We start from the raw sequence: 24,805 nt of genomic DNA on the forward strand, positions 1-24,805 counted from the left end.
GCGCAGGGCGCCGCGGCGGGCGTCGCTTCAAGTTTTGCTGCGGAATGGCCGTATAAAGGACGCATTCGCCGCCGAGTCCGCCCCACATGTCCGCTTTGACCGGTTTTTCCTGCCCGTTGCGAGACCGCCGCCCGTTCGGGGACGGCATGCCCGCGCCCGCAAGCCATGACCAGCGCTGACGGCTTCGACCTCCCCCGCTCCTCCGAATCGGACGCCCGCGGCGACCGGGTGGCGCGGCAACACCTCGCCCTGCTCGAGGCCAGCGTCGCCCGGCTCAACGACATCGTCCTCATTACCGAGGCCGATCCCTGCGACGAGCCCGGCCCGCGCATCGTGTTCGTCAACGACGCCTTCGAGCGGATCACGGGCTATCGGCGCGAGGAGGTCCTCGGGCGTTCGCCGCGCTTCCTGCAGGGTCCGCTGACCGACCGGCGCGAGCTCGACCGCATCCGGGCCGCGATCGCGAAGCACGAGCCGGTTCACAGCGAACTCATCAACTACACCAAGGCCGGCACGCCGGTCTGGCTCGAGCTCGACATCGTCCCGGTCGCCGACGCCGGCGGCCGCACCACGCACTTCGTGGCGGTGCAGCGCGACATCACCGAGCGCAAGCGCGTCATCCAGGCGCTCCACGCCAGCGAGGAGCGCTTCAAGAGCGTGGCCCGCGTCACCTCGGACACGATCTGGGACTGGGACCTGGCAACCGATCGCCTCTGGTGGAGCGAGGGCCTGCAGGGCACCTTCGGCCACGCGCCCGCGGACCTGCCGCCCGACAGCCGCGGCTGGACCGAGCAGCTTCACCCCGACGACCGCGAACGCGTGCTGCAGAACGTCCGCCATGCGATCGACGGCGGCGGCGAGAGCTGGGCGTCCGAATATCGCTTCCGCCGCAAGGATGGCCGCTATGCCTACGTGCTCGACCGCGGTTCGGTGATCCGCGACGAGACCGGACGCGCGATCCGCATGGTGGGGGGGATGACCGATCTCACCAGCCGCAACGAGGCCGAGCTCGAGCTCGCGCGCCTCAACCGTGCGCTGCGCGTGCGCAGCGCCTGCGACGAGGCGGTGGTTCATGCCACCGACGAGCAGGCCCTGCTGAACGACATCTGCCGCATCGCCGTCAACGTCGGCGGCTACCGCATGGCGTGGGTCGGCTACGTGCAGGACGACGACGCCCAGTCGGTCCGGCCCGTGGCCCACGCCGGCAGGGGCGCCGGCGAGTACCTCGAGGGGATCCAACTCAGCCGCTTGCCCGCCACGCCGGCCGGCCGCGGCCCGGTCGGGCGCGCGCTGCGCAGCCACGAGGTGATCGTGATCGAGGATCTGGAACGCGAGCCCGGCTTCGAGCCCTGGCTGGATGCCGCACTGCGCCAGGGCTACCGCAGCCTGGTGACGCTGCCGCTGCACGACGCCGAGCGGACCTACGGCGTCTTCGCCCTGTTCGCGCCCGACGTGAGCCACATCAGCCCCGACGAGGTGCGCCTGCTGCAGGAACTCACCGACGACCTCGCCTACGCCATCGCGACGCTGCGCGCCCGCCTCGAGCAGGACCGCATCCAGGCCGCCGTGCTGAAGATCGCCGCCGGCGTTTCCGTGGCGTCCGGAAGTGCCTTCTTCGAGGAACTGGTCGGCAGGATGACCGAGGCGCTCGGTGCCGATGCCGGCTTCATCGCGCGCATCCAGCCCGGGGAGCCCCCCTCGGCGCGTACCGAGGTCGCCTACGTCGAAGGCCGCCTGATCCCCAATTTCGAATATCCGCTGGCCGGGACGCCCTGCGCGCATCTTGCCGAGTCGCGCAGCTACGTGATTCCCGCGCAGGCCGGCGAGCGCTTCCCGTGCACGGCCGGGCTCTGCACGCGCGGCGCGCAAGCCTACGTCGGGCACCGCCTCGACAATTCGGCCGGCGAACCGATCGGCCAGCTGTTCGTCCTGTTCAGTCACCCCCTCAGGGACACGGCCTTCATCACGTCGACGCTGCAGATCTTCGCCACCCGGGTCGCATCCGAGCTCGAACGCCAGACCACCGACGCCCGCCTCCGGCAGCAGGCATCGCTGCTCGACAAGGCGCAGGACGCGATCATGGTGCGCGACCTCGACCACGTCGTCCGTTACTGGAACAAGGGCGCCGAGCGTTTGTACGGCTGGACCCACGACGAAGTGCTTGGCCGCTCGACCGAGGCGCTGCTGTACAGCGATCCCGCGGCCTTCCGCGAGAACACCGTCAAGGTGCTCGAGCACGGCGAGTGGAGCGGCGAGATCACCCAGCACCGCAAGGACGGGAGCACGCTCATCGTCGAGGCGCACTGGACCCTGCTGCGCGACGACCAGCAGCGGCCGGAAGCGATCCTCGCGATCAACACCGACATCACCGAGCGCAAGGCCGCCGAGCGCGAAATCCAGTATCTCGCGTTCTACGACCACCTCACCGGCCTGCCCAACCGCCAGCTGCTGCGCGACCGCCTGCAGCACGCCCTCGCGGTCGAGGCGCGCAGCCAGCAGGTCGGTGCCTTGCTCTTCATCGACGTCGACAATTTCAAGACGCTCAACGACACCCTGGGCCACGCCATCGGCGATCTCTTCCTGCAGCAGCTCGCCGGCCGCCTGCAGGCCTGCCTGCGCAAGGGCGACACGCTGGCGCGCCTGGGCGGCGACGAATTCGTCATCGTGCTGGAGAACCTGGCGGCCGCGCCGCGCGACGCCGCCACGCTCGCGACCGCGGTCGGGGAAAAGATCCTCGCGGGCTTCGCGACGCCTTTCCAGCTGGCCGACTACGTCCACCACTGCACGGCCAGCATCGGCATCACGCTCTTCAACGACCAGCCGGCCACGCAGGACGAACTGCTGCAGCGCGCCGACCTGGCGATGTACCAGGCCAAGGCGCAGGGCCGCAACACCCTCCGCTTCTTCGACCCCGCGATGCAGGCCGTGGTCGCCGCGCGCGCGGAGCTCGAGGCGGAGCTGCGCGGCGCGCTGGCCCGGCATGCCTTCGAGCTCCATTACCAGGCGCAGGTCGACAGCCTGGGCCGCCTGTGCGGCGCCGAGGCGCTGCTGCGCTGGCATCACCCCGAACGCGGCTGGATCCCGCCCATCTCCTTCATTCCCCTCGCCGAGGAGACCGGGCTGATCCTGCCGATCGGCCTCGGCGTGCTCGAATCGGCCTGCATGCAGCTCGTCGCGTGGGCGACGCTGCCGCACATGGCCGGCCTCAGCGTGGCGGTGAACGTGAGCGCGCGCCAGTTCCGCCAGGCGGATTTCGTCGACCAGGTGCTGCAGGTGATCGACCGCACCGGCGCCAACCCGCACCGCCTGAAGCTGGAGCTGACCGAGAGCCTGCTGGTCGACAACATGGAGGAAACCATCGTCAAGATGCGCGCGCTGAAGGCGCGCGGCATCGGCTTCTCGCTCGACGACTTCGGTACCGGTTATTCCTCGCTCGCGTACCTGAAGCAGCTGCCGCTCGACGAAATCAAGATCGACCAATCGTTCGTCCGCGACGTCCTCACCGATCCCAACGACGCCTCGATCGCGCACAGCATTCTGGCCCTCGGCCAGGGGCTGAACCTCGCCGTGGTCGCCGAAGGCGTCGAAACCGCGGAGCAGCATGCCTTCCTCGCCAAGCACGGCTGCGATGCCTATCAGGGCTATCTGTTCAACAAGCCTCAACCGGCGTCCATCTTCGAGGCGTGGGCGCGCAGCCACCAGGGCTGCGCCGCAGCCGCCCGGCATCCGGCTTCCATCGCCCCGCCTGCCGCCACGAGGAGCGTGTCGCCATGATTCGCCGGTTGTTCGCGCTGCTCCTCGTCTGCCTGCTGCCGGCCGCCCATGCGTCCGACGTCGTCACCGTGCCGATGAAGGCCGTGCGTGTCGGCGCGCACAGCTACTTCGTGCAGGGGCTGCCCGGTGCGGCATCCAGCGAGAACCAGGGCTTCATGTCCAACGCCGGCTTCGTCGTCACGCGCGACGGCGTCGTCGTCTTCGACGCACTCGCGTCGCCGCCGCTGGCAGAAAAAATGCTCGGCCTGATCCGCGCCGTCACCCGCCAGCCGATCCGGCGCGTGATCGTCAGCCATTACCACGCCGACCATTTCTACGGCCTGCAGGTGTTCAAGGCGCAGGGCGCCGAAATCTGGGCCCATCGCGCCGCCGAAGGGGCGACGCGGACCGAAGAGGCGGCGGCTCGACTGGCCCAGCGGAAGGAGGCCCTGTTCCCCTGGGTCGACGACCAGACCCGCCTGCTCGAGGCCGATCATTTCATCGACGGCGACACCGACTTCGAGATGGGCGGCCTGCACTTCGCGCTGCGCCATGTCGGGCCGGCCCATTCGCGCGAGGACCTGGCGATGCTGGTGCGCGAAGATGGCGTCCTCTACGCCGGCGACATCGTGTTCCGCGGCCGCGTGCCCTTCGTCGGCGACGCCGACAGCCGCGCGTGGATCGCCGCGCTCGACAAGCTGATCGCCTTCCGCCCGAAGGTGCTGGTCCCCGGCCACGGCGCCGCCTCGCGCACGCCGGCCGCCGATCTCGCCTTCACCCGCACCTACCTGAGCGACCTGCGCACCTGGATGGGCGAGGCCGCCCGCAACCTGGTTCCGTTCGACGAGGCCTACGCGAAGACCGACTGGTCGAAATACCGCGGCCTTCCCGCGTTCGACGAAGCCAACCGGGTGAATGCCTACAACCAGTATCTGCGCCTGGAGGCGGAAGGAACCGGCGACTAGACTCCGCACCGGCCGCGCCGCATGCGTGCGGCGCCCCTGCCGACCGACTCCCGCAACGCCTCCAGACACCTTCATGCTCTGCCCGCCCGAAGAACTCCTGCAGAAGAACCAGGCCCTGTCGACGACCTGGCAGCGCTACCAGGCGCTTCCGAGCTTCGAAAGCTTCGTCGAGCTCGCCGTGTCCATCAACAGCTTCACCGAATTCCTGATCGACAAGGGCGTCACCGCGCTGCACCATGCCAGCCACCAGCTGGAGCAGGTCACGCTGGCGCTGTTCAACAAGGACGTCGGCCACCCGCTGCCGCAGGCCGCGCTCGACGACCTGAACGAGCGCCTGCGTGCGCTGACGCGCATGACCCACGCGCATGCCTCGGCCACCGCCGGGCTCGTCGAGCGCGAGCAGGATCTGCATCACGCCGCGTCCCAGGCGGTGCGGCTCGGGCAGATCTGGGTGATCACCGACGCGCCGGCCGCATGGAACAGCCTGCAGACCCAGCTCGGGTATTTCGGCCTGGCGGCCGGGTTCATTCCATGGGAAACCGCGATACCGGACAGCGCGGACGTGTCGCCGCTGCTGCTGCTCGACATGGGCACGCTGCACGAGAGCGCATGGCGCCCGCGCATCCAGGCCTTGCGGCAGCGCTTCCAGATGGGGCAGCTGATCGGGCTCGGCGTGCGCTCCGATTTCGAGCAGCTGCACGAGGTGCTCGGCGGTGGCTGCGACAGCTGCCTGCTGGAAGGCACGCCGCCGCACGCGATCATCGAACGCATCATGGAGCTGAACGAGCGCCACGAGCAGGAGGCGTTTCGCGTGCTGATCGTGGAGGATTCCAAGACGGCGAGCCATCTGATCCGGCGCACGCTGGCGGAGAACCAGATCGTCTCGGAGATCGTCAACGATCCGCGCCAGACGCTGACCGCGCTGAAGCAGTTCAACCCCGACCTGATCCTGATGGACATGTACATGCCGAACTGCACCGGCGTCGAGGTTGCGCGCATCATCCGCCAGCACAACGAATTCCTCAGCATGCCGATCGTCTACCTGTCGGGCGAAACCAACGTCGCGCTGCAGGTCGACGCCATGCGACTCGGCGGCGACCATTTCCTCACCAAGCCGTTCAACCCGGTGTTCCTGAACACGATCGTGCGGAGCAAGATCGAGCGCTACCGCGCGCTGCGCCGCAGCATGTACCACGACAGCCTGACCGGCCTGCTCAACCATTCGAGCGGCAAGAACACGCTCGACATGATGCTTTCGGGCATCGCGCACGAGGGCGGCTTCCTGTCGGTGGTCATGATGGACATCGACCACTTCAAGCAGGTCAACGACAGCTACGGCCACCCCGTCGGCGACCAGGTCATCCGCAGCCTCTCCTGGCTCCTGAAGCAGCGCCTGCGCCGGCACGACATCCTGTGCCGCTACGGCGGCGAGGAATTCCTCGTCGGCCTGCCCCACACCGACGCCGAGGAGGCGTTCGCCATCATGGACCGGGTGCGCCAGGATTTCGCGAAGATCCGCCATCCCTATCGCGACACGCACTTCCACGCGACGAGCAGCGCGGGCATCGCCACCTATCCCCTCCACCAGACCGGCGACGCGCTGATCAAGGCTGCCGACGCGGCGCTCTACCGCGCCAAGCACGGCGGGCGCAACCGCATCCAGGTCGACGCCGACTAGCGGCGTCCCCCTTGCGCGGCCTCAGCCGAAGATCAGCTTGAGGCCGATCAGGATCGTCACGGTCTCGAATGCGCGCTTGATCCAGAGATTGCCCTTGCGGAGGGCGAGGTGGCTGCCCAGGTAGCCGCCGAGGATCGAGCCCGCGAGGAGTGCGGGCATCCAGCCCCACGCCACGGTCCCGAGCACCCCGAGCACCAGCGCCCCGGTTCCGTTCCATACCAGGCCGCACAGGATCAGGGTGTAGGCGACGGCCCGGGTGTAGTCGAGGCCGAACCAGCGGATCAGCCAGACCGTGAGGAAGAGGCCCGTTCCGCTGGTGATCGAGCCGTTCAGGAAGCCGACCGCGAACAGCCCCGCCATGCCGCCCCACAGGCCGGCGCCGTGCCAGTTGCGCGGCGCGTGCTCCATGCCGAGCCGGGGCTTGAGCACCGAATAGAGCCCGAGGCCCAGCGTCAGCGCGCCCAGCGCCAGCGTGGCGGCGCGTTCGGGAATCTGCAGGATCGTCGCCGCGCCGAGCACGACGCCGGGCAGGCCTGCCCCCAGGATGATCAGCGACATGCGGCGCTCGAGATGCGACGCCTTCAGATGCCGGAGCGTCGCACCCAGGCCCAGCGCCACGCTCGCCACCTTGTGCGTGGCGAGCGCGATGCCGAACGGCAGCCCCAGGAAAATCAGCATCGGGAACTGGATCAGGCCGGCGCCGCCGCCCGAGAGCGCCGAGAAGAAGTTGGCCGCCAGCGAGGCGGCGAACAGGACCAGCTGGTCGAACACGCCTGCTGTCAGCGCGTGACGCCGAGTTCGGCCGGCATTTTCGCGTAGACGAGCTTGAGGCCGGCCTCGCCCAGCGTCTTCAGCAGGCGGTCCGCCATCGCCTCCTCGACGAAGAACTCGACCGCAACCGGAAGTTCGCCCGCCAGTTCGAAGAAGCCGGCGTCGTGGCGGCCGTGGCGGCCAAATCCCGCCAGTGCCGCATAGGCCGACCCGCCCGCGATGCCGAGCCCCTGCGCCGCGTCGAGCAGCCATTCATAGGTGAGCCTGCCGTGATGCCGGCTGGCCTCCGAAACGAACACCCGCAGGCAGACGACGTTCATTTGAAGAACCTCATGGTGTAGAAGCCCAGGCCCGTCGCCAGGAAGGAGCCGGCCATGTGGGTCAGAGCGATCAGGCCGCCGGTCAGCCAGAGGCCGCGCATCAGCGTGGTGACGACCTCGGCCGAAAAAGTGGAGAACGTGGTCAGCCCGCCGAGCAGGCCGGTGATCAGGAACAGCCGCGCTTCCGGCGGCAGGCCGGGATGCTCGCCGAACCACGCGATCGACACGCCGATCACGTAGCCACCGATCAGGTTGGCAGCCAGGGTGCCGAGCGGCATCGCCGGAAAGGCCGGGTTCAGCCACAGCCCCAGGCCCCAGCGCAGCCACGCGCCGATGGCCGCCCCCAGGCCAATGGCGAGGAAGGCGATCATGCAAGGCAGTGGGCGACGGTCAACATGCGCGCATTCTAGCCGACCGCGCCGCCGCCCGGGCGCTTACATCGCGTCCCGGATGATCCCGGTCAGCAGGGTCTCCACGTCGCCGAGCACCTTGTCCAGCGCCGGGTTGCCGGTCGGCGCGGGCTTGCGATACGAGATGTAGACGTTCTTGTCGTTCGGCAGCGTGTAGACGGAAATGATGTAGGGGCACATCACCATCGCGCGCGCATCGGCTTCCATCATCTCGCGCGAAAGCTTCGCGCTGCAGAATTCGAACTGCTCGCCATTGACGTAGACCTGCCGGGTCATGCCGAGGTCCTTGCCGGTGCGCTCGAGCATTTCGGCGATCTTGTTGGTGTGGTTGATCTTCAGGCCCTGGCCTTCGATGGATGCGGCGACCTGGTCGCGCACGTCCTGGAATTCGCCCTGCGCCTTGAATATCACGGCGAAGTCGTCCGCCGCGACGGCGGACAAGGGCAGGCACAGCAGGGCACACATCGCGAAAAAACGTCTCATGGCGCGCTCCCAAAACCGAATGCATCAATTGTCGGCCTCGCGCGCCCGATCCGCAATGGTCGTTTGCTACACTCGCCGGATGAACGCGCAACTCAAGGCAGACGGCCGTTTCTGGCTCACCCTCGACGGCAGGAATTTCCTCGGACGCGGTCGCGTCGAGCTGTTGCAGCACATCCGCGAAACCGGCTCGATCTCGAAGGCGGCGAAGGCGATGAAGATGAGCTACAAGGCGGCCTGGGATGCCGTCGACGCAATGAACGTCGCGTGGGGCGTGCCGCTCGTCGCGAGCGGCCCGGCCGGCAGCCGGCTGACGCCCGATGCCGAAGCGCTCGTCGCGGCGTTCCGGAAGGCCGAGGCCCGGCACGCCGCGTTCCTGGAGAAGCTTGCGCGGGAGCTGCCCGGCCGCACCGGCCGAGACGCGCCGGCAACGCGCTAGCGCGAGGGCTTCTCGCCACGCTGGGCCTTCAGCTTGCGCCACAGCGAGGCCCGATTGATGCCGAGGATCTGCGCAGCGGCGGTCTGGTTGCCCCGCACCTCCTCCAGCACGCGCCGGATGTAGCTCTGCTCCTGCTCCTCCAGCGTGGGCAGGCGTCCCGCGATGCGGCTGATTTCCGCACCGCCGCGCTTCTGCAGCGCCGCGGGCAGGTGCTCGACCGCGATGGCGTCGCCCTGCGCCATCGCGGTGCCGCGCTCGATCAGGTTCTCGAGCTCGCGCACGTTGCCGGGGAACGGGTAGTCAGCCAGCACCGCCAGCACCTCGGGCTCGATCCGCGTCACCGGCTTGTTCATCCGCTCGGCGAACTTGCGCAGGAAGTGCTGGGCCAGCAGCGGAATGTCCCCCTTGCGCTGCGCCAGCGGCGGGATGGCGAGATTGACCACGTTGAGGCGGAAATACAGGTCCTCGCGGAAGCTGCCGTTCTTCACCGCCTCGGCGACGTCACGATTGGTCGCCGCGAGCACGCGCACGTCGCACTTGACCGGCCGCGTGCCGCCCACCCGCAGCACCTCCTTCTCCTGCAGCACGCGCAGCAGCTTGACCTGCATCGACGGCGCCATTTCGGTCACCTCGTCGAGGAACAGCGTGCCGCCGGCGCTCACTTCGATGAGGCCCTTTTTCAGCGTCGTGGCGCCGGTGAACGCGCCCTTTTCGTGGCCGAACAGCTCGTTGGCCAGCAGCTGTTCGCTGAACGCGCCGCAGTTGATGGCGACATAGGGCCCGTCGGCGCGGGTGCTGTGCCGGTGCAGGTACTTGGCGAACAACTCCTTGCCGGTGCCGCTCTCGCCGGTGATGAGCACGCTGCAGTCGGTCGGCGCGATCTGCCGTGCCATCTCCAGCAGCCGCTGCATCTCGACGTCCTGCGTGACGATGCCTTCGCCGTCGCGATAGCGCACGACCTCGCGCCGCAGCTCGTCGTTCTCGCGGCGCAGGCGGACCTTCTCCAGCGCCTCGGCGACCACCTTGCGCACCTCGTCGAGGCGGAACGGCTTGGCAATGTAGTAGAAGGCACCATGCTTCAGCGCCTGCACCGCGGATTCGGCCGTGGCAAAGCCGGTGATGAAGATCACCTCGGCGCCGGGCTGCGCATCACGGCTCTTCTTCAGCACGTCCATGCCGTCGACCCCCTCCATGCGGAGATCGGTCAGCACCACGTCGAACGGCTGGGATTCCAGCAGCGACACCGCGGTCGCCCCGCTCTGGGTCGCGGTGACCTGATAGCCCGCCTTTTCCATCACATGCTGGAGATTGCGCAGCGCGATCTCCTCGTCGTCCACGATCAGCAGTCGTGCCTCCATCATTGCGCTCCCTTTTCTCCGGCGGCTGCGTGCGGGCCGCCCGTTTCCTCGTGCGGCAGCCGGATGCAGAACGTGGCTCCCTCCCCGGGCGCGCTGCGGACGGCGATGCAGCCACCATGCTCGTCGATGATCTCGTACACCACGAACAGCCCCAGCCCCATGCCGTGTCCGACTTCCTTGGTGGTGAAGAAGGGGTCGAATATGCGCGACAGGATGTCCGGCGCGATGCCCGGTCCGTTGTCGGCGACGGTGATCTCGACCGCCTCGCCCTCCATGTCGCAGCCCACGCCCAGCGCCGTCCCCGGCGGCGGACCGCTGACCCGCCGGACCTCCGCGGAAATGAGGATCTGGCCGTCCGGCCCGAGCCCCTCCAGGGCGTTGCGGATGAGGTTGACGAACACCTGCTGCAGGCGCTGGGCGTCGGCCTGCACGCTCAGGTCATCGGGAATGGTGAGGCGCACGACCGACTTCGCCGATACCTCGCCGCGCACGAAGCCGACGGTCTGCGCGACCAGCGGCTTGAGCAGGACCGGCGCCTTGCGGAACGCCCGTTCACGCGAGAAGTCCAGCAGCGAGCGGACGATGTTCCGCGCGCGTTCGGTCTGCTGGTCGATCTGGGCCAGGTACATCTTCTGCGTGGCGACGTCGCTCTCACCGACTTCCTCCTGCAGGATCTGGCAGGACGTCGAGATGTTGGAGAGCGGGTTGTTCAGCTCGTGGGCCACGCCGGACAGCATGGTGCCGAGCGACGCCAGGCGCTCCGAGCGCATGAGCGACTTCTGCCGCATGTCGAGCTCCTTCAGCATGTGGTTGAAGGCGGCGATGATCGACAGGATCTCGCGGTCGTTCGACGGCGCCGACAGCGTCTCGCGGCGACTGGCGCTGATCGCCGCCACGCTCGCCTCCATTTCCTTCAGCGGCTGGACCACCCGCAGCGACAGGGCCCGGCCGATGACGACGATGAGGACGGCCATGGCCACGATGACGCCGAGCAGCAGGGTGCGGAACGAAGCCAGCGTCGTCTGGATCTGGCGCCGCTCCGACCGCGCCACGTCTTCCGCGATCGCGACCACCTCCTGTCCCAGGCCGCGCACCCGCGGCTCGAGCACGGCGGCCGGCTGCGCGGCGACGGCATACGCGGACATCTGGCCCTGATAGGCGTCGAGCAGCGCGCCGAGCTGGTCCAGGCGCGCGGGCGGAACGATCGCCGTGAAGTCGGCCCGGTTGGCCGTCAACAATGCCTGGGCGAGCTTGAGGTATGCGCCGTTTTCCTCCAGGTCCGCGGCCTGGTGGTGGAGGAAATAGTTGCGCTCGAAGCGGCGGATCTCCAGCGCCGTATTGAACAGGTCGGTGGCGCGCTGCCCCAGCACGACCCGCGCCTCGAGCGTGCGCAGTTCCCCGACAAAAAACAGCGAGGCGACGAGAATGATCGCCGCCACCGCGTAGTAGCCAAGGGTGATCTTTCCGCGCAGGGAATGGCGCAGCAGCGCGCCCCGAAGCGAAGGCATCATGGAACTCCCTCCCCACCGTGTCGCAGACGGCTCAAGTATAGTTGCAAGATGCAACGATATCCATGCATGTGTAACACTCATGAAACATACGGACATTTATTCTTCTATTACAAACAGTTAACCAATAATACGAACACCACACCTGTTGCACCACGCAACATTACAATGTGAGGCTCGCCAGAAAGAATCAAACATTATCTTTACATAACAGTACGTTATGTATCTGGCACGCATTATGCGTATCAAGGGGCAATCCCACCCAAGAGATGAGCCCACCATGAACGTCATTCGCAAAATCCTCAACGGCCTGTCCTTCGCCAACGTCAACAACCTCGGTGAATTCCGCGCCGTGATGCGCCGGATCGAGCAGCCGCAGGGCGCGATGCAGGATGCGACCCGCAAGGCGTCCACCGACGCAATGGCCGCCGCAACGGAGTTCCACCACGCGCAGGGCGCGCTGTAAGTGCGCCTTGCAGGCGCTGTGCTGGATTGCTGAGAGACCGAGAGGATGGAATTGCTTACCGAGTTTGAAACCGATGTCGTCGCGTTCATCATCAGCGCTGCCTGCGTCGCGCTGTATTACGTGTTCCTCAACATGAAGGTCCGGGACAACCCGACCTACAGCATCCACGGCGTGAACGCCCTGGCACGCAGGCTGTGGGTCGAGCACATCATGCGCAGCAATTCCGCCAAGGACATCATGGCCGTGCAGACGCTGCGCAACTTCATCATGGCCCCCTCCCTCATGGCCTCCACGGCGGGGCTGCTGATCATCGGCACGCTGACCCTGTCCGGCCAGGCGGAAAACATCTCGCACAGCTGGCATGTGCTCAGCATCGGCGGATCGCATGCGACCCAGCTGTGGATCCTGAAGGTCATGCTGCTGCTGGTCGATTTCATCGTCGCCTTCTTCGCCTTCGCCATGTCCGTGCGCCTTGCCAATCACGTGCTCTTCATGGTGAACGTCCCTGAGCACGGCACCCATCACGCGCTTTCCCCCCGTGCGGTCGCCCACCGCCTGAACCGGGCCGGCAACATGTTCGCGATCGGCATGCGGGCCTTCTTCTTCGCCATCCCGCTGGTGTTCTGGCTGTTCGGCCCCTACTTCCTGCTGATTTCGTCGATCGGACTGGTGCTTGCCCTGCACCGGCTCGACCGCAGCGAATGCGAAGAAGTCCGCATGTCGGGCGGAGAACCGGCTGCGGCAGCCCAGGGCGCGCCCGTGCTCTCGATGCACGCCAAGCACGCCAAGTAATCCGATTTGCGTCGCGCGGGGCATGCGTTCGGCAGCCCCGCTCGACGCCGCCCCGATCAGGGGCGCGTCCTGTAGAAGGTCAGCGGCACGCCGCTTTTCGCGACGGCCGGCTTCAATTTCCCCATCACGTGCATTTCGCAGCGCTTGCAGTCGAAGCGCAGCGTGAGCTTCTCGCTGCCGTTGACGAGCGCGAGCGGCGCCGCGCGCACCGTCCCCTGCACGCCGGTGACGCCCTTTGCCTGCTTCGGGCACAGGCTCAACGAGTAGCGCACGCAGTGCTTCGTGATCATCAGCGACGCCTCGCCGGTCTCCTCGTGGCTCTCGTACGCGGCGGCGATCATCTTGACGCCGTGCTTGGCGTAGAAGTCGCGCGCCCTGTGGTTGTACACGTTGGCGAGGTAGCTGAGGCTGTCTTCCGGATAGGCCGCCGGCGGATCGACCGGCTGCGCCCGCGGCGGCCGTGCATAGGCCCGGGCCCTGGCCGTCTCCAGCGCGGCGACGGCGTCGCGCCGCAAGGCGTTGACGAAGGAAGCCGGCAGGAACCAGGGCTGGGCAAGGTCGAGCCCGATGTCCATCGCCTCGAAGACGGTCGTGCCGAGCTTGCCGAGATGGTCGCGCAGCGTCGCCTCGGCACGGGCGGCGTCCTTCGCCGCTTCCTTGCCGTGCGCCGCCGTCACGGTCGCGCTGACACCATCCGCGTCGGTCAGGGTCAGCGCGAAGCCGTCCGCGGTCTCGGCCAGCCGCAGCCACACGCCGATGCGGCGCTCGGCCGACGGTTTCTCCAGCATGCGCAGCCAGGCCATGTCGCGGTTGCGGTTGACCTGGGTTCCCACACGTAGATCCTTGAAGCTCGCCAGCGGATCCCTGGGGAACACGCGCCACCTGCCCTCGCCGGTTCTTTCGGCGCGGTTGATCGCCAGTCCCGCGAGTTCCTTCTGCAGCGTGTAGTAGCAGAGACCGTCGCCGTTGTTGAGCGCGGCCTCGGGCGAATCGGTTTCGAGCTCGACCCATTTGTCGCCGAGCCTCGTCACGTGGCCGATCGGCAGCCCGGGGTTCTTCGGCGTGTCGAAGGCGCCGATGTCGATCTTGCGGCCACCGACGAAGTAGTCGGTGAACTCGCGGTTGAAGTTCTGGTTGGGGTCGGGGGTGAAGGCAAACGTGGTACGACCGCTGGAGCTGCGGGCGAACTCCGGGCGGCGCTCGATCAGCCCGTCGAGCAGCCTGCGGTAGTGGGCGGTGATGTTCTTCACGTAGCCCATGTCCTTGTAGCGCCCCTCGATCTTGAAGCTGCGGATGCCGGCGTCGACGAGCGCCTCCAGATTGGCGCTCTGGTTGTTGTCCTTCATCGACAGCACGTGCTTGTCGTGCGCGACGATGCGCCCCTCCAGGTCGGTGACCTGGTACGGCAGGCGGCAGGCCTGCGAGCAGTCGCCGCGGTTGGCGCTGCGTCCGGTGTGGGCGTGGCTGATGTAGCACTGCCCGCTGTAGGCGACGCACAGCGCGCCGTGGACGAAGAATTCGAGCACGGTCTCGGGCCGCAGGGCGGCGCGGATCGCGGCGATCTGCGCGAGGTCAAGCTCGCGCGCCAGCACGATCTGGGAGAGGCCCGCGTCCTGCAGGAAGCGGGCCTTCTCCGGTGTCCTGATGTCGCACTGGGTGCTGGCATGCAGCTGGATCGGCGGCAGGTCGAGCTCCAGCAGCCCCATGTCCTGGATGATCAGCGCATCGACGCCGGCCTCGTACAGCTGCCAGATCTGCCGGCGCGCAGGCTCCAGTTCGTCGTCGGCGAGGATGGTGTTGAGCGTCGCGAAAATGCGCGCGTTGAAGCGGTGCGCGTGCGCGACCAGCCGCGCGATGTCGGCGATGTCGTTGGCCGCCGCGGCGCGCGCGCCGAACGACGGCCCGCCGATGTACACCGCGTCGGCGCCGTGGTTGACGGCTTCGATGCCGATGTCGGCGTCGCGCGCGGGCGCGAGCAGTTCGAGATGATGGGGTTCCAAGGAAGGCGTTTCCGACCAGCAAAACGCCATTTTAGTCCGTTTACCGCATCGGGTCGCGGCTCGCCACCTGCAGGTAGGAATGCGCCCTGACTGCCTTGAATGCCAGATGCAGCGTGATGTCGTTGCTGACCAGCAAGGGGTACTTGCCCATGTTGAAATCCGAGCGCCGGATCGTGACCGTCGCCTGGGCGCCGCAGGCTTCGGCCTGCACCGCCGGATCCTGCATGCACTGGAACCGGCTGACGGCCAGGGTCACGGGCCGCGTCACGCCCTTGATCGTGAGATCCCCGGCCAGGCTCGAGCGGTCGCCGTTCAGGGTCATCTTCGTCGACCTGAACGTGATCACCGGGTAGTTGGCGGTGTCGAAGAAATCGGCCGCCTGCATCTGCGCATCCAGCAGCGGCTGGCCGGTGTTGACCGAGGTGGCGTCGATGGTGACCTCCGCCCGGCCCGATCCTTCGGCGCGGTCGAACACGACCGTTCCGCTGACCCGTTCGAAACGGTTCGTCTGCGTCGCGCCCCCGAGGTAGCGATAACTGAATTCCGAAGCCGTGCGGCTCCCGTCGATGACGTAGGTTTCTGGCGCGGCTTGGGCAGCGGCACACGCAAGCAGCGCGGTGGACATGACAAAACGCTTCATCCGATGCTCCTTTCGGCGAACACCCTGATTCATTCGTCTGGCCGCGGTGCGGCCTGGCCACCTCCTCCTTCCCGCTGGTCGTATTTTTTCCGGGAAGCAGGATCACGCGTTGCAACCGCCGTGCCGGCGGCGCAGTGCAAACAAAACCCTGTAAAAACATAGCGTTGCAATTGTCGTGCGGGCACGATGATTGCCTCTCCAGCGGGACGCGCTGATGGAAACCCGACACGCTGCGGAAAAACGGAACGCCCCCAGGTGGGGCAGACGCCCGCGGCCGCCTCCGGAGACGGGGGCAAACCGAGGCGAGGCGGGGCAGCCGGTCGGGGCCGGGATGGCCGCGCCGTGCTTGAAAGCCCTGCGGGCGCACGGCGGGTGCGCCCGCAGGGGTCAGGGCAGCCCGTCAGGCCGCCGGAATTCGGGCAGTCAGCCGCGCAGGCTCATGCGCTGCAGGAAAGGCTGGCGCTCGATGAAGTGATGCTTGAGCGCGCCGGCGACGTGGAGGACGACCAGAGCCAGCATCGTGTAGTTCAGCGCCTCGTGCAGCTCGCCCAGTTGCTCGCCCAGCGCCTTGTCCTTGCCGATCAGGTCGGGCAGCGGCAGCACGCCGAACCACACGGTCTGCACGCCTTTCGCCGAGCTCATCAGCCAGCCGGACACCGGGATCACGAGGATCAGCACATACAGCAGGCCGTGCGTGACGGCGCTCAGGCGACGCTCCCAGCCGGTGATGGCCGCGGGCAACGGCGGCGCCTCGTGCGTGAGCCGCCAGACCAGGCGCAGGGCGGCCAGCATCGCGACCGTGACGCCGATCCATTTGTGATAGCTGACGAGCTTGAGCTTGGTGGGCGACAGCGGCAGGTCGGCCATGTAGAGACCCAGCGGAAACGCCACGAAGATCAGCAGGGCCACCAGCCAGTGCAGGACGATGGCGGGGGTCGAGTAGCGCGGGACAGCAGTCATGTCGTCTGGTTTCCTTTTCGATTGGCGTGTCACGGGATGGCAGCCCGGCGCATCCGCCGGGCGCGCAAGAAGCGACGCGGCCATCATACCCGGGCTCGCCCGCGCCCCGCGCCACACCCCCGGATTGTTCGGCGCGGAAGGCCGCTCAGGGCTCGCCCCAGCGCGCGGCCGCCGCATCGTCGCTGGCCCGCGCCTCCACCCAGCGCTCGCCCTGCGGCGTTTCTTCCTTCTTCCAGAACGGGGCGCGCGTCTTCAGCGCGTCCATCAGGTACTCGCACGCGGCAAAGGCGTCGCCGCGATGGCTGCTCGCCACGGCCACCAGCACGATGGGATCGCCCGGCAGCAGCCGCCCCACGCGGTGGATCAGCGTCACGTCGAGCAGCGCCCAGCGCGCGCGCGCCTCGTCGAGCAGCGCGTTCAGCGCCTTCTCGGTCATCCCGGGATAATGCTCGAGCGTCATCGCGGTGACGCCGGCCCCGTCGTTCATGTCGCGCGCCAGGCCGACGAAGCTGGCGATGGCGCCAATGTCGGTACGACCTTGCCGCATCGCGTCGACCTCGGCGCCGAGGTCGAAAACCGCCGTCTGGACACGGATCTTCATCGCGTCAGCCTCCGGTCACCGGCGGGAAGATCGCGACCTCGGCGTGGTCGGGCACGGCGGCGTCGAGGGCGACGAGATCCTGATTCACCGCGACGCGGAACGGCCGACCCGTTCCGAGTTCCTCCTCCCAGACACCGCCGCGCGCGCGCAGCGCGGCGACCAGGTCCGCAACCGTGCGTCCGGACCAGTCGAGCGTCTCCTCCGCGAGACCGAGGCGCTCGCGCAGGCGGGCGAAATACAGGACGCGCAGGCTCATGCCAGCAGCTCCGCGAAGGGAATGAAGCGTACCCAGTCGCCGGGGCGCACCGTGCCGCCGATCTCGACGTCGACGAGGCCGTCTGCCCAGGCGCACGAAGTCAGCACGCCCGAGCTCTGGTTCGGAAACAGCGCCAGCCTGCCGTTCGGCTGCAGCCGCGCGCGCAGGAACTCGCGCCGCGTGCCCGGCTTCGGCCATGCAAAGTCCGCCTGCGCGGCGAATGCACGGTACAGCACGTCCGCCGCGCCCATGCGCTTCAGCAGGAAGGGGCGCACGAACAGGCCGAAGGTGACGAAGGCCGACACGGGATTGCCGGGCAGGCCGATGAAGTCCGTGTCGCCGACGCGCCCGTAGACCAGCGGCTTGCCCGGCTTCATGGCGACCTTCCACATTTCCACGCGGCCGAGCTTTTCCACCGCCGCCTTGACGTAGTCGGCCTCGCCGACCGAGACGCCGCCGCTGGTGATGACCACGTCGGCGACGCTGGCCGCGCCCTCGAGCGCCGCTTCGGTCGCCTCCAGCGTGTCCGGCACGATGCCGAGGTCGATCAGTTCGCAGCCGAGCGCGTTGACGAGGCCGGTCAGCGTATAGCGGTTGGAGTTGTAGATCTGTCCCGGCTGCAGCGGCGTTCCCGGCGTCACCAGCTCGTCCCCGGTGAAGAAGCACGCGACCTTGAGCCTGCGGAACACCGGCAGCTCGGCCAGGCCGACCGAGGCCGCAAGGCCCATCTCGGCGGCGCCGAGGCGCGTTCCGGCCGCGAGAACCTGCGTGCCCCGCTCGATGTCTTCGCCGGCGCGGCGGATGTTCTCGCCGGGATGCGGCTGGGCGTGGATGACCACCCCGTCGTCCGCTTCTGCGCAATATTCCTGCATCAGTACCGCATCGGCCCCCGGGGGAACGGGGGCACCGGTGAAGATGCGCGCCGCCGTGCCCGCGGCGAGCGGCTCGCCGACGGCGCCGGCGAGAATGCGCTGCGAGACCGGCAGCCGGACGCCGGCCGCGGGCACGTCGGCGACGCGCACGGCGTAGCCGTCCATCGCGCTGTTGTCCGCCGGCGGCACGGTGATCGCGGACGTCTGCGGCGCGGCGAGGACGCGGCCCAGCGCCTGCGCGACCGGCACGTTCTCGGTGGCGGTCACGCCGTGTGCACGTTCGAGCAGGGCGTCAAGCAGTTCGGTGGCTGTAAGCATGTTCGAGGATGAAATCGCTGAGTGGGGAAATCGCATCGAGGTCGATGCGCGGAAAACCGTCGGGCGGCGGGACGTCGGACGCCACCGCCAGGATGTGCGGATCGCCGGGATACAGCCAGGGCTTGCCGGTCGCGGCGCGGTGCACCTCGAGCCTGGGGATCGGCTCGCGCTTGTAGCCCTCGACCAGCACCAGATCGCACGGCGGCAGCTGGGCCAGCAGCGCGTCCAGCCGCGGTGGCGTGTCACGATGCTCGGTCAGCACTGCGGTCCGGTGATCCGAGGCCAGCAGCACGGCCGCCGCGCCGGCCTCGCGCGCGCGCCAGCTGTCCTTGCCGGGGCGATCGATGTCGAAGTCGTGGTGGGTGTGCTTGATCACCGCGACGCTGAGGCCGCACGCGCGAAGTTGCGGCAGCACGCGCTCGATCAGCGTCGTCTTGCCGCTGCCGCTGTAGCCGGCGATCCCGAACACCCTCATGTCTGCATTGCCAGTTCGACCGAATGTGGTTATATTTTTTCATATATAACTCGTTCCTGCCAAGCGCCATCATGAACGCAGCCGTACCGTCCGCCTCGCATGGCCTGGTCGACCAGTTCGGCCGCCGCATCGACTACGTGCGGCTGTCGGTGACCGACCGCTGCGACCTGCGCTGCAGCTACTGCATGCCGGAAGGCTTCAAGGGTTTCGAGGAACCCGCGCACTGGCTCGACTTCGACGAAATCGAGCGGCTGATCGGCGCTTTCGCGCGCCTGGGCGTGCGCCGCGTCCGCCTCACCGGCGGCGAGCCGCTGCTGCGGCGCAACATTGCGGAACTGGCCGCGCGCATCGCCGCCCTGCCCGGCATCGAGGATCTCTCGCTCTCGACCAACGCCACCCAGCTCGACCGCCACGCGCATGCGCTGAAGGCCGCCGGCGTGACACGGCTCAATGTCAGCCTCGATTCGCTGCAGCAGGCACGCGTGGAGCGCATCAATGGCCGCGACGTGCTGGCCAAGGTCATGGCCGGGCTGGCCGCCGCCGAGGGCGCCGGCTTCGCGCCGATCAAGCTGAACATGGTCGCGCTCGCCGGCACCAACGACGACGAGATCGACGAAATGGTCGCCTTCTGCATGGCGCGCGGCTTCGTCCTGCGCCTGATCGAGACAATGCCGATGGGCGACACCGGCCGCAACGCCGAATACCTCGACCTGCAGCCGGTGAAGGAACGCCTGCGCGCGCAGTTCGGGCTGGTCGAAACGACCCTGCCCGGCGCCGGCCCCGCGCGCTACCTCGGCACGCCCGACGGCCGCTTCAACGTCGGCTTCATCACCCCGATCTCGCAGCATTTCTGCGCCACCTGCAACCGCGTGCGGGTAGCGGTCGACGGCACGGCGTACATGTGCCTCGGACAGGACGAGCGGTTCGAATTCCGCCCGCTGCTGCGCAGCGGCTGCAGCGACGCCGAACTCGACGCCGCGATCCTCGATGCGATCAACCTCAAGCCCGAGCGTCACGAGTTCCGCGAAGCGCCGGCCAAGATCCTGCGCTTCATGTCGATGACCGGCGGCTGAGCCGCTATGCGCCGACGGTGCGGAAACCCGCGAACGGGTCGCGCCGGTCGGGCAGGTAGAAATTGCGGAAGCCCGGGCGCCGCAGCGCCGCATCGGTCACCGGCCCACCGCCGCGCAGCTCACCATGGGTGTGGAACCACGGCTGCGAATAGTCGCGGTACGGGTCGGGACTGAAGCCCGGATAGGGCGCGAACGGCTCGCGCAGCCACTCCCACGCCATGCCCCAGCGGAAATCCGGGTGCCCCGCGGCGCGCAGCCACTCCCCCGCCGCCGGCAGGCGCCGGCCCTGCCATGCCGCGTAGGCCTCGGCCTCGTGGCGATTCACGTGCAGCATCGGAAGGCTTGCGTCGAGCGCATCCCAGCGGTCGAAGCGGCGCACCTGCCAGCCGCCGGCGTGCGGCCTCCAGTAGAGCGGATGCCCGGCCGCGGCGGCACATCGCCAGGCCCAGCCCTCCTCGCTCCACAGCGCGCGCGCCGCGTAGGCGCCGGCCTCGACGAACGCCCCAAAATCAGTCTCGGTGACCGGCCGCGCGTCGATGTCGAACGCGGCGACCGGCACCATATGGCGCCATTTCTCGTTGTCGAAGATAAAGCCGGCGTCGGCGCCGCTGCCGAGCGCGACCGCGCCATCCGCGAATGCCAGCCGCTGCGCGGCCCCCGCGACGCGCGGGCACGGCGCCGCCGGCACCGGGTAGCCCAGATTCTGGAACGCCATCCACCACGCCTCGATGTGCATCAGCTCGTGATACAGGCTCAGCTCGGCGAAATACGCGGCAGCGTTGTCGAACGCCCCATGCAGCCGCGCGGCCACGGCGTCGGCGACCTGCCCGGCGTAGGCGTCGACCTCGGCGGGTGCCAGCAGCGGCAGGTCCCAGCGGGTGTCGTGCGGCACGGCGGAGGAATCGTAGAGGCGGTCGGATTCGGCGACGAAGCTCGGCGTGCGGCTGCCGTCGGTGCGCTCGCGCAGGCACCAGCGCTCCTGGAACCAGACGATGTGGCCGTATTCCCACAGCGGCGGGTTCAGATGCGCCGCGCGCGGCCCGAGCCAGCCGCCCTCGGGCAGGCAGTCGATCAGCGCGCGCAGGCGGCCGCGCGCCTCGCCGAGGCGCGCGAGCAACTGGTCCGCGGTGCAGGCGCTGATGGGACGATCGGGATTCATGTTGTATAAAGCACTGTAGCCCACGCACGTCCGGGCGCCCAATTCAACGAGACCCGCCAGACCATGAACGACCTCCATCCCCCCGCCGAACCCATCCGCCTGACCGCGTTCTCCCACGGCGGCGGCTGCGGCTGCAAGATCGCGCCCGCGGTGCTGCAGGACATCCTCGCCGACACGCCCTTCTACTCGCATCTGGGAGCGGCCTATCCCGATCTGCTCGTCGGTATCGAGCACGGCGACGACGCCGCCGTCTACAAGCTCAACGACGGGCAGGCGATCGTGGCGACGACCGATTTCTTCATGCCCATCGTCGACGACCCCTTCGACTTCGGCCGCATCGCCGCGACCAACGCCCTCTCCGACGTCTACGCGATGGGCGGCAAGCCGCTGTTCGCGCTCGCCATCGTCGGCATGCCGATCGGCAAGCTGCCGAACGACGTGATCCGCCAGATCCTCGCCGGCGGCGAATCGGTGTGCCGCGCCGCCGGCATCCCGATTGCCGGCGGCCACTCGATCGACGCCCCGGAGCCGATCTACGGGCTCGTCGGCATCGGCGTCGTCGATCCGCGCAAGGTCAAGCAGAACGCCGGCGGCCAGGCCGGCGACTGCCTCATCCTCGGCAAGCCGCTCGGCGTCGGCATCTACAGCGCCGCGCTGAAGAAAGGCCTGCTGAGCGCCGAGCAGTACGCGGCGATGATCGCCGCCACCACGCAGCTCAACACCGCCGGTGCGGATCTGGCCGACACGGCCGGCGTCCACGCGATGACCGACATCACCGGCTTCGGCCTGCTCGGGCATCTGCTGGAGATCACGCGCGCCTCCAAGGTGTCGGCTCGCGTCGAAATGAGCCTGATGCCCGTGTTGCCGGGCGCGGCCGCGCTCGCCCAGGCCGGCCACGTCACCGGCGCGAGCCAGCGCAACTGGGCGAGCTACGGCGGCGAAGTACAGTTCGCCGACGGCGTCGCCGACTGGCAGCGAGCCCTGCTGACCGACCCGCAGACCAGCGGTGGCCTGCTGGTGAGCTGCGCACCGGACGCGAAGTCCGCCGTGCTCGACGTGTTCCGCCGCCACGGTTTCGCCGACGCGGCCGAAATCGGCCGCCTGCAGCCGGGCCGCCACGTGGCGGTCGCCGCCTGAGTGGCGTTCACCTTCCAGGACTTTCCCAACGCGCGCGACGACCTGCGCGCGGACGTCCTCGCAGGGCTCGCCGCCCACCCCAGGACCATTCCGCCGAAATACTTCTACGACGACGCGGGCTGCCGCCTCTTCGAGGCGATCTGCACGCAGCCGGAATACGCCCTCTGCCGCACCGAGCAGGCGCTGATGCACGCCCGCCTGGCGGACATCGCCGCGGCGATCGGCGAGATCGAATGCATCGTCGAGCCCGGCGCCGGCGACTGCAGCAAGGTGCGCCTGCTGCTCGACGCACTGCGGCCGACCCGCGTCGTGCTCATCGACATCGCCGGCGCCCCGCTTGCCGCGGCGGCGCAGGCGCTGGCGAGCGACTATCCGGCGGTGGACGTGAACGCGCTGGCGATGGACTTTCTGCGTGACCTCGAATCCGCCGGGCCCTGGCTGTCGGCAGGCGAGCGGCTGGTCTACTACCCCGGCTCGAGCATCGGCAATTTTCCGCCTGCGGCGGCCAGCGACCTGCTCACGCGCTTCCGCCACCTCGCCGGTCCCGCGGGCCGCCTGCTGATCGGCTTCGACCTCAAGAAGGATCCGGCCCTGCTGCACGCCGCCTACAACGATGCCGCCGGCGTCACCGCCGCGTTCAACCTCAATCTGCTCACGCGGCTCAACCGCGAACTCGACGCCGACTTCGACCCCGCAAGCTTCCGCCATTACGCGTTCTACAACCCCGTCGCGGGCCGCGTCGAGATGCACCTCGTCAGCCTCCGCCCGCAGGACGTGAACGTCGCGGGGACGCGGTTCCACTTCGCGGAGGGCGAGACGCTCCACACCGAGCACTCGTACAAGTACCGCAGCGACGAGTTCGCGGCGCTCGCCCGCGCCGCCGGCTGGCAGCCGGCCGGCGAATGGCTCCAGGACGGCTTCGCCGTCCAGCTCTACCGCTAGAAGCCGAGCTCCGGCAACGCCTGCTTCAGCGCGTCGAGGCAGGTTCCGTCGACGGCAGCCCCGCGTTCCTTCTCCATCATCGCGATCGCGTCGTCGACCGGGATCGGCCCGCGGTACGGGCGCTCGGCCGTGATCGCATCGAAGATGTCGGCCACCGTGATGATGCGCGTTTCGAAGGGAATCGCGTCGGCGGCGAGGCCGCGTGGATAGCCCTTGCCGTCGAGCCGCTCGTGGTGGGCCGCGGCGACGAAGGCCAGCTCGGAAAAGATGTCGAGCCGCGCCAGGATCTGCTCGGAATAGGCGGCATGCGCCTTGACCTGCTCCCACTCGTCCGGCTCCAGCCGCCCCGGCTTGTCGAGCACGCCGTTGCTGACGCCGAGCTTGCCGATATCGTGCAGCAGCGCACCGCGCCGCAGCCAGCGCACCCGGCCCCGCGGCAGGCCGAGCCGCGTGGCGACCGCTTCAGTGTAGGCGGCCACGCGCGTGCTGTGGCCGTAGGTGTAGTGGCTCTTCGCGTCGACGACCTGCGCGAAGGCCTCGGCAATGGTGTCGAGGCGATCCTCGTCGATACGGACCGCCTTCGACGCCGGCTCGATCGCCGCGATGCGCTGCTGCAGGCCGGCATCGCCGAGCCCCTCCCAGAAGCCCGGCAGGCGCTCGGCGGCGAGGAAGGCGTCGACGACCGCCGGATCGAACCACGATCCGGCGCGCCCGCGCACCTCCCGTATCGCGTGCTCCCGGCCGGCAGCCGAATGGAACACCTCGGCGACCTGCGCCAGGAGCGCGATGCGCGATGCGAGCGGAATGGCCGCGCCGGCCAGTCGCGCCGGCTTGCCGTGGCCGCTCCAGTGCTCGTCCAGGCAGCGGATGCCGGCGGCCACCTGCTCGTCGAAGCCGAGCTGCAGCGAGATGTTGGCGCCGCGCTCGCAGCGCGTGGTGATGAGCTCGGTGGCGAACTCCTCGCCGTTCTGCGCGAGATTGAGGATCCGGCTGACGCGCTCGTGCAGCGAGCGGCCGACGCCGACATGGGACAGCACGAAGCGCCCGAGACGCAGCATGCTGTCGGTGTCGACCTGCTTGAAGTCACGCTTCACCCGGCGGTCGTCGGTGCCGTATAGCTCGAACAGCCGCGCAGCGTTGCTGCTGCAGCCGGCATCCTTCAGCAGCAGCGTGTAGTAAAGGTGCGACAAGGCCTCGCTGTCCATGCCCAGTTGCTGCCCGACCTGCATGCCGATCCAGCAGCAGCGCAGGCCGTGGCCCGCCGGCAGGCCTTCGGTGAGGTCGAGCGCGTAACTCAGCGCGCCGATGATCGCGGACAGCGACAGTTCGCGCTGGTCCGTGGCGGAGGTCATGTCGAGCGGACTCATGGCAGCCTTTCTGCAAGCGTCTACCCGGCTTATCGGCACGCCGCGGCGCCACTCAACCGTGCGCA

The 24,805-nt window shown here is 68.5% G+C and carries 24 protein-coding genes; 9 read left to right on the plus strand and 15 right to left on the minus strand.

What is annotated here, in order from left to right; genetic code table 11:
• The first annotated feature begins 165 nt into the window (after window positions 1–165).
• The 3 genes from VA613_RS08055 to VA613_RS08065 all read left to right on the plus strand — a co-directional run bounded on the left by VA613_RS08055 (window position 166) and on the right by VA613_RS08065 (window position 6,396).
• The gene (locus VA613_RS08055; protein ID WP_324778589.1) at window positions 166–3,774 is read left to right on the plus strand and encodes a bifunctional diguanylate cyclase/phosphodiesterase; all 3,609 of its coding nucleotides are present in this window, start codon (window positions 166–168) and stop codon (window positions 3,772–3,774) included.
• Window positions 3,771–4,718: an MBL fold metallo-hydrolase gene (locus VA613_RS08060; protein WP_324778590.1), complete on the plus strand. Its 948-nt coding sequence runs from the start codon at window positions 3,771–3,773 to the stop codon at window positions 4,716–4,718. Before VA613_RS08055 ends, VA613_RS08060 begins: the two co-directional genes overlap by 4 nt.
• Window positions 4,719–4,791: 73 nt before the next feature.
• Complete coding sequence (locus VA613_RS08065; RefSeq protein WP_324778591.1) at window positions 4,792–6,396, plus strand: GGDEF domain-containing protein; 1,605 nt, start codon at window positions 4,792–4,794, stop codon at window positions 6,394–6,396.
• 21 nt (window positions 6,397–6,417) lie between these two features.
• Here VA613_RS08065 and VA613_RS08070 read toward each other — a convergent pair whose 3' ends face one another.
• From VA613_RS08070 to VA613_RS08085, 4 genes are all read right to left on the minus strand, one after another.
• A complete protein-coding gene (locus VA613_RS08070) occupies window positions 6,418–7,167 on the minus strand; it encodes a sulfite exporter TauE/SafE family protein (RefSeq protein WP_324778592.1) in 750 nt (249 codons plus the stop codon).
• An 8-nt stretch (window positions 7,168–7,175) separates the two neighbouring features.
• A complete protein-coding gene (locus tag VA613_RS08075; RefSeq protein ID WP_324778593.1) occupies window positions 7,176–7,487 on the minus strand; it encodes a DUF190 domain-containing protein in 312 nt (103 codons plus the stop codon).
• Window positions 7,484–7,858: a fluoride efflux transporter CrcB gene (gene crcB / locus VA613_RS08080; protein ID WP_324778594.1), complete on the minus strand. Its 375-nt coding sequence runs from the start codon at window positions 7,856–7,858 to the stop codon at window positions 7,484–7,486. Before crcB ends, VA613_RS08075 begins: the two co-directional genes overlap by 4 nt.
• 63 nt (window positions 7,859–7,921) lie before the next feature.
• Window positions 7,922–8,380 carry a DUF302 domain-containing protein gene (locus VA613_RS08085; RefSeq protein WP_324778595.1) on the minus strand — a complete coding sequence of 153 codons (459 nt, stop codon included), beginning with the start codon at window positions 8,378–8,380 and terminating at the stop codon, window positions 7,922–7,924.
• 79 nt (window positions 8,381–8,459) lie between these two features.
• Between VA613_RS08085 and VA613_RS08090 the strand changes: the two genes are divergently transcribed.
• Complete coding sequence (locus tag VA613_RS08090) at window positions 8,460–8,816, plus strand: winged helix-turn-helix domain-containing protein (protein WP_324778596.1); 357 nt, start codon at window positions 8,460–8,462, stop codon at window positions 8,814–8,816.
• Here the strand turns inward: VA613_RS08090 and VA613_RS08095 are convergent.
• Together VA613_RS08095 and VA613_RS08100 are read right to left on the minus strand one after the other, a co-directional pair.
• Window positions 8,813–10,177, minus strand: coding sequence for a sigma-54-dependent transcriptional regulator (locus VA613_RS08095; protein ID WP_324778597.1), 1,365 nt, complete (start codon window positions 10,175–10,177; stop codon window positions 8,813–8,815). The two genes, VA613_RS08090 and VA613_RS08095, sit on opposite strands and share 4 nt — an antisense overlap.
• Complete coding sequence (locus VA613_RS08100) at window positions 10,174–11,685, minus strand: sensor histidine kinase (protein WP_324778598.1); 1,512 nt, start codon at window positions 11,683–11,685, stop codon at window positions 10,174–10,176. Before VA613_RS08100 ends, VA613_RS08095 begins: the two co-directional genes overlap by 4 nt.
• A gap of 277 nt (window positions 11,686–11,962) precedes the next feature.
• On the opposite strand from VA613_RS08100, the gene VA613_RS08105 reads away from it, so the two are divergent.
• Both VA613_RS08105 and VA613_RS08110 read left to right on the plus strand, forming a co-directional pair.
• On the plus strand, window positions 11,963–12,148 hold the full coding sequence (locus VA613_RS08105) for a hypothetical protein (protein WP_324778599.1): 186 nt from the start codon (window positions 11,963–11,965) through the stop codon (window positions 12,146–12,148).
• A 45-nt stretch (window positions 12,149–12,193) separates the two neighbouring features.
• A complete protein-coding gene (locus VA613_RS08110) occupies window positions 12,194–12,940 on the plus strand; it encodes a DUF599 domain-containing protein (RefSeq protein WP_324778600.1) in 747 nt (248 codons plus the stop codon).
• A 56-nt stretch (window positions 12,941–12,996) separates the two neighbouring features.
• Here VA613_RS08110 and VA613_RS08115 read toward each other — a convergent pair whose 3' ends face one another.
• The 7 genes from VA613_RS08115 to mobB form a co-directional block, all read right to left on the minus strand.
• On the minus strand, window positions 12,997–14,970 hold the full coding sequence (locus VA613_RS08115; RefSeq protein WP_407702832.1) for a peptidase U32 family protein: 1,974 nt from the start codon (window positions 14,968–14,970) through the stop codon (window positions 12,997–12,999).
• A gap of 10 nt (window positions 14,971–14,980) precedes the next feature.
• On the minus strand, window positions 14,981–15,580 hold the full coding sequence (locus VA613_RS08120; protein WP_324778602.1) for a YceI family protein: 600 nt from the start codon (window positions 15,578–15,580) through the stop codon (window positions 14,981–14,983).
• A 423-nt stretch (window positions 15,581–16,003) separates the two neighbouring features.
• The gene (locus tag VA613_RS08125; protein WP_324778603.1) at window positions 16,004–16,540 is read right to left on the minus strand and encodes a cytochrome b; all 537 of its coding nucleotides are present in this window, start codon (window positions 16,538–16,540) and stop codon (window positions 16,004–16,006) included.
• A gap of 145 nt (window positions 16,541–16,685) precedes the next feature.
• Window positions 16,686–17,141, minus strand: a complete 456-nt coding sequence (moaE, locus tag VA613_RS08130; RefSeq protein WP_324778604.1) for a molybdopterin synthase catalytic subunit MoaE — start codon at window positions 17,139–17,141, stop codon at window positions 16,686–16,688.
• Window positions 17,142–17,145: 4 nt separating this feature from the next.
• A complete protein-coding gene (gene moaD, locus VA613_RS08135) occupies window positions 17,146–17,397 on the minus strand; it encodes a molybdopterin converting factor subunit 1 (protein WP_324778605.1) in 252 nt (83 codons plus the stop codon).
• Window positions 17,394–18,587 carry a molybdopterin molybdotransferase MoeA gene (locus VA613_RS08140; RefSeq protein ID WP_324778606.1) on the minus strand — a complete coding sequence of 398 codons (1,194 nt, stop codon included), beginning with the start codon at window positions 18,585–18,587 and terminating at the stop codon, window positions 17,394–17,396. Before VA613_RS08140 ends, moaD begins: the two co-directional genes overlap by 4 nt.
• Complete coding sequence (gene mobB / locus VA613_RS08145) at window positions 18,562–19,062, minus strand: molybdopterin-guanine dinucleotide biosynthesis protein B (RefSeq protein WP_324778607.1); 501 nt, start codon at window positions 19,060–19,062, stop codon at window positions 18,562–18,564. The genes VA613_RS08140 and mobB overlap by 26 nt, the downstream gene beginning before the upstream one ends.
• Before the next feature lie 71 nt (window positions 19,063–19,133).
• On the opposite strand from mobB, the gene moaA reads away from it, so the two are divergent.
• Complete coding sequence (gene moaA, locus VA613_RS08150) at window positions 19,134–20,135, plus strand: GTP 3',8-cyclase MoaA (protein WP_324778608.1); 1,002 nt, start codon at window positions 19,134–19,136, stop codon at window positions 20,133–20,135.
• 4 nt (window positions 20,136–20,139) lie between these two features.
• On the opposite strand, the gene senA is transcribed toward moaA, so the two are convergent.
• Entirely contained in the window at window positions 20,140–21,294 is a 1,155-nt protein-coding gene (gene senA, locus VA613_RS08155) for a selenoneine synthase SenA (protein WP_324778609.1), read from the minus strand.
• A 63-nt stretch (window positions 21,295–21,357) separates the two neighbouring features.
• On the opposite strand from senA, the gene selD reads away from it, so the two are divergent.
• On the plus strand, window positions 21,358–22,431 hold the full coding sequence (gene selD, locus VA613_RS08160; protein ID WP_324778610.1) for a selenide, water dikinase SelD: 1,074 nt from the start codon (window positions 21,358–21,360) through the stop codon (window positions 22,429–22,431).
• Entirely contained in the window at window positions 22,432–23,373 is a 942-nt protein-coding gene (gene egtD, locus VA613_RS08165; protein WP_324778611.1) for an L-histidine N(alpha)-methyltransferase, read from the plus strand. It begins immediately after the preceding gene.
• On the opposite strand, the gene VA613_RS08170 is transcribed toward egtD, so the two are convergent.
• Window positions 23,370–24,740 carry an HD-GYP domain-containing protein gene (locus VA613_RS08170; RefSeq protein WP_324778612.1) on the minus strand — a complete coding sequence of 457 codons (1,371 nt, stop codon included), beginning with the start codon at window positions 24,738–24,740 and terminating at the stop codon, window positions 23,370–23,372. The two genes, egtD and VA613_RS08170, sit on opposite strands and share 4 nt — an antisense overlap.
• Between the last annotated feature and the right edge of the window lie 65 nt (window positions 24,741–24,805).

Origin of the sequence: Thiobacillus sp. SCUT-2 (assembly GCF_035621355.1) — a bacterium.
In the GTDB taxonomy this organism is placed as follows: Bacteria; Pseudomonadota; Gammaproteobacteria; order Burkholderiales; family Thiobacillaceae; genus Thiobacillus; species Thiobacillus sedimenti.

Excerpts from the sequence above, each read along its gene's own strand:
- VA613_RS08055 (WP_324778589.1), top strand. The coding sequence starts at position 166 with ATGACCAGCGCTGACGGCTTCGACCTCCCCCGCTCCTCCGAATCGGAC.
- VA613_RS08060 (WP_324778590.1), top strand. The coding sequence starts at position 3,771 with ATGATTCGCCGGTTGTTCGCGCTGCTCCTCGTCTGCCTGCTGCCGGCC.
- VA613_RS08065 (WP_324778591.1), top strand. The coding sequence starts at position 4,792 with ATGCTCTGCCCGCCCGAAGAACTCCTGCAGAAGAACCAGGCCCTGTCG.
- VA613_RS08075 (WP_324778593.1), bottom strand. The coding sequence starts at position 7,487 with ATGAACGTCGTCTGCCTGCGGGTGTTCGTTTCGGAGGCCAGCCGGCAT.
- crcB (WP_324778594.1), bottom strand. The coding sequence starts at position 7,858 with ATGATCGCCTTCCTCGCCATTGGCCTGGGGGCGGCCATCGGCGCGTGG.
- VA613_RS08085 (WP_324778595.1), bottom strand. The coding sequence starts at position 8,380 with ATGAGACGTTTTTTCGCGATGTGTGCCCTGCTGTGCCTGCCCTTGTCC.
- VA613_RS08090 (WP_324778596.1), top strand. The coding sequence starts at position 8,460 with ATGAACGCGCAACTCAAGGCAGACGGCCGTTTCTGGCTCACCCTCGAC.
- VA613_RS08095 (WP_324778597.1), bottom strand. The coding sequence starts at position 10,177 with ATGATGGAGGCACGACTGCTGATCGTGGACGACGAGGAGATCGCGCTG.
- VA613_RS08100 (WP_324778598.1), bottom strand. The coding sequence starts at position 11,685 with ATGATGCCTTCGCTTCGGGGCGCGCTGCTGCGCCATTCCCTGCGCGGA.
- VA613_RS08105 (WP_324778599.1), top strand. The coding sequence starts at position 11,963 with ATGAACGTCATTCGCAAAATCCTCAACGGCCTGTCCTTCGCCAACGTC.
- VA613_RS08110 (WP_324778600.1), top strand. The coding sequence starts at position 12,194 with ATGGAATTGCTTACCGAGTTTGAAACCGATGTCGTCGCGTTCATCATC.
- VA613_RS08115 (WP_407702832.1), bottom strand. The coding sequence starts at position 14,970 with ATGGCGTTTTGCTGGTCGGAAACGCCTTCCTTGGAACCCCATCATCTC.
- VA613_RS08120 (WP_324778602.1), bottom strand. The coding sequence starts at position 15,580 with ATGAAGCGTTTTGTCATGTCCACCGCGCTGCTTGCGTGTGCCGCTGCC.
- VA613_RS08125 (WP_324778603.1), bottom strand. The coding sequence starts at position 16,540 with ATGACTGCTGTCCCGCGCTACTCGACCCCCGCCATCGTCCTGCACTGG.
- moaE (WP_324778604.1), bottom strand. The coding sequence starts at position 17,141 with ATGAAGATCCGTGTCCAGACGGCGGTTTTCGACCTCGGCGCCGAGGTC.
- moaD (WP_324778605.1), bottom strand. The coding sequence starts at position 17,397 with ATGAGCCTGCGCGTCCTGTATTTCGCCCGCCTGCGCGAGCGCCTCGGT.
- VA613_RS08140 (WP_324778606.1), bottom strand. The coding sequence starts at position 18,587 with ATGCTTACAGCCACCGAACTGCTTGACGCCCTGCTCGAACGTGCACAC.
- mobB (WP_324778607.1), bottom strand. The coding sequence starts at position 19,062 with ATGAGGGTGTTCGGGATCGCCGGCTACAGCGGCAGCGGCAAGACGACG.
- moaA (WP_324778608.1), top strand. The coding sequence starts at position 19,134 with ATGAACGCAGCCGTACCGTCCGCCTCGCATGGCCTGGTCGACCAGTTC.
- senA (WP_324778609.1), bottom strand. The coding sequence starts at position 21,294 with ATGAATCCCGATCGTCCCATCAGCGCCTGCACCGCGGACCAGTTGCTC.
- selD (WP_324778610.1), top strand. The coding sequence starts at position 21,358 with ATGAACGACCTCCATCCCCCCGCCGAACCCATCCGCCTGACCGCGTTC.
- VA613_RS08170 (WP_324778612.1), bottom strand. The coding sequence starts at position 24,740 with ATGAGTCCGCTCGACATGACCTCCGCCACGGACCAGCGCGAACTGTCG.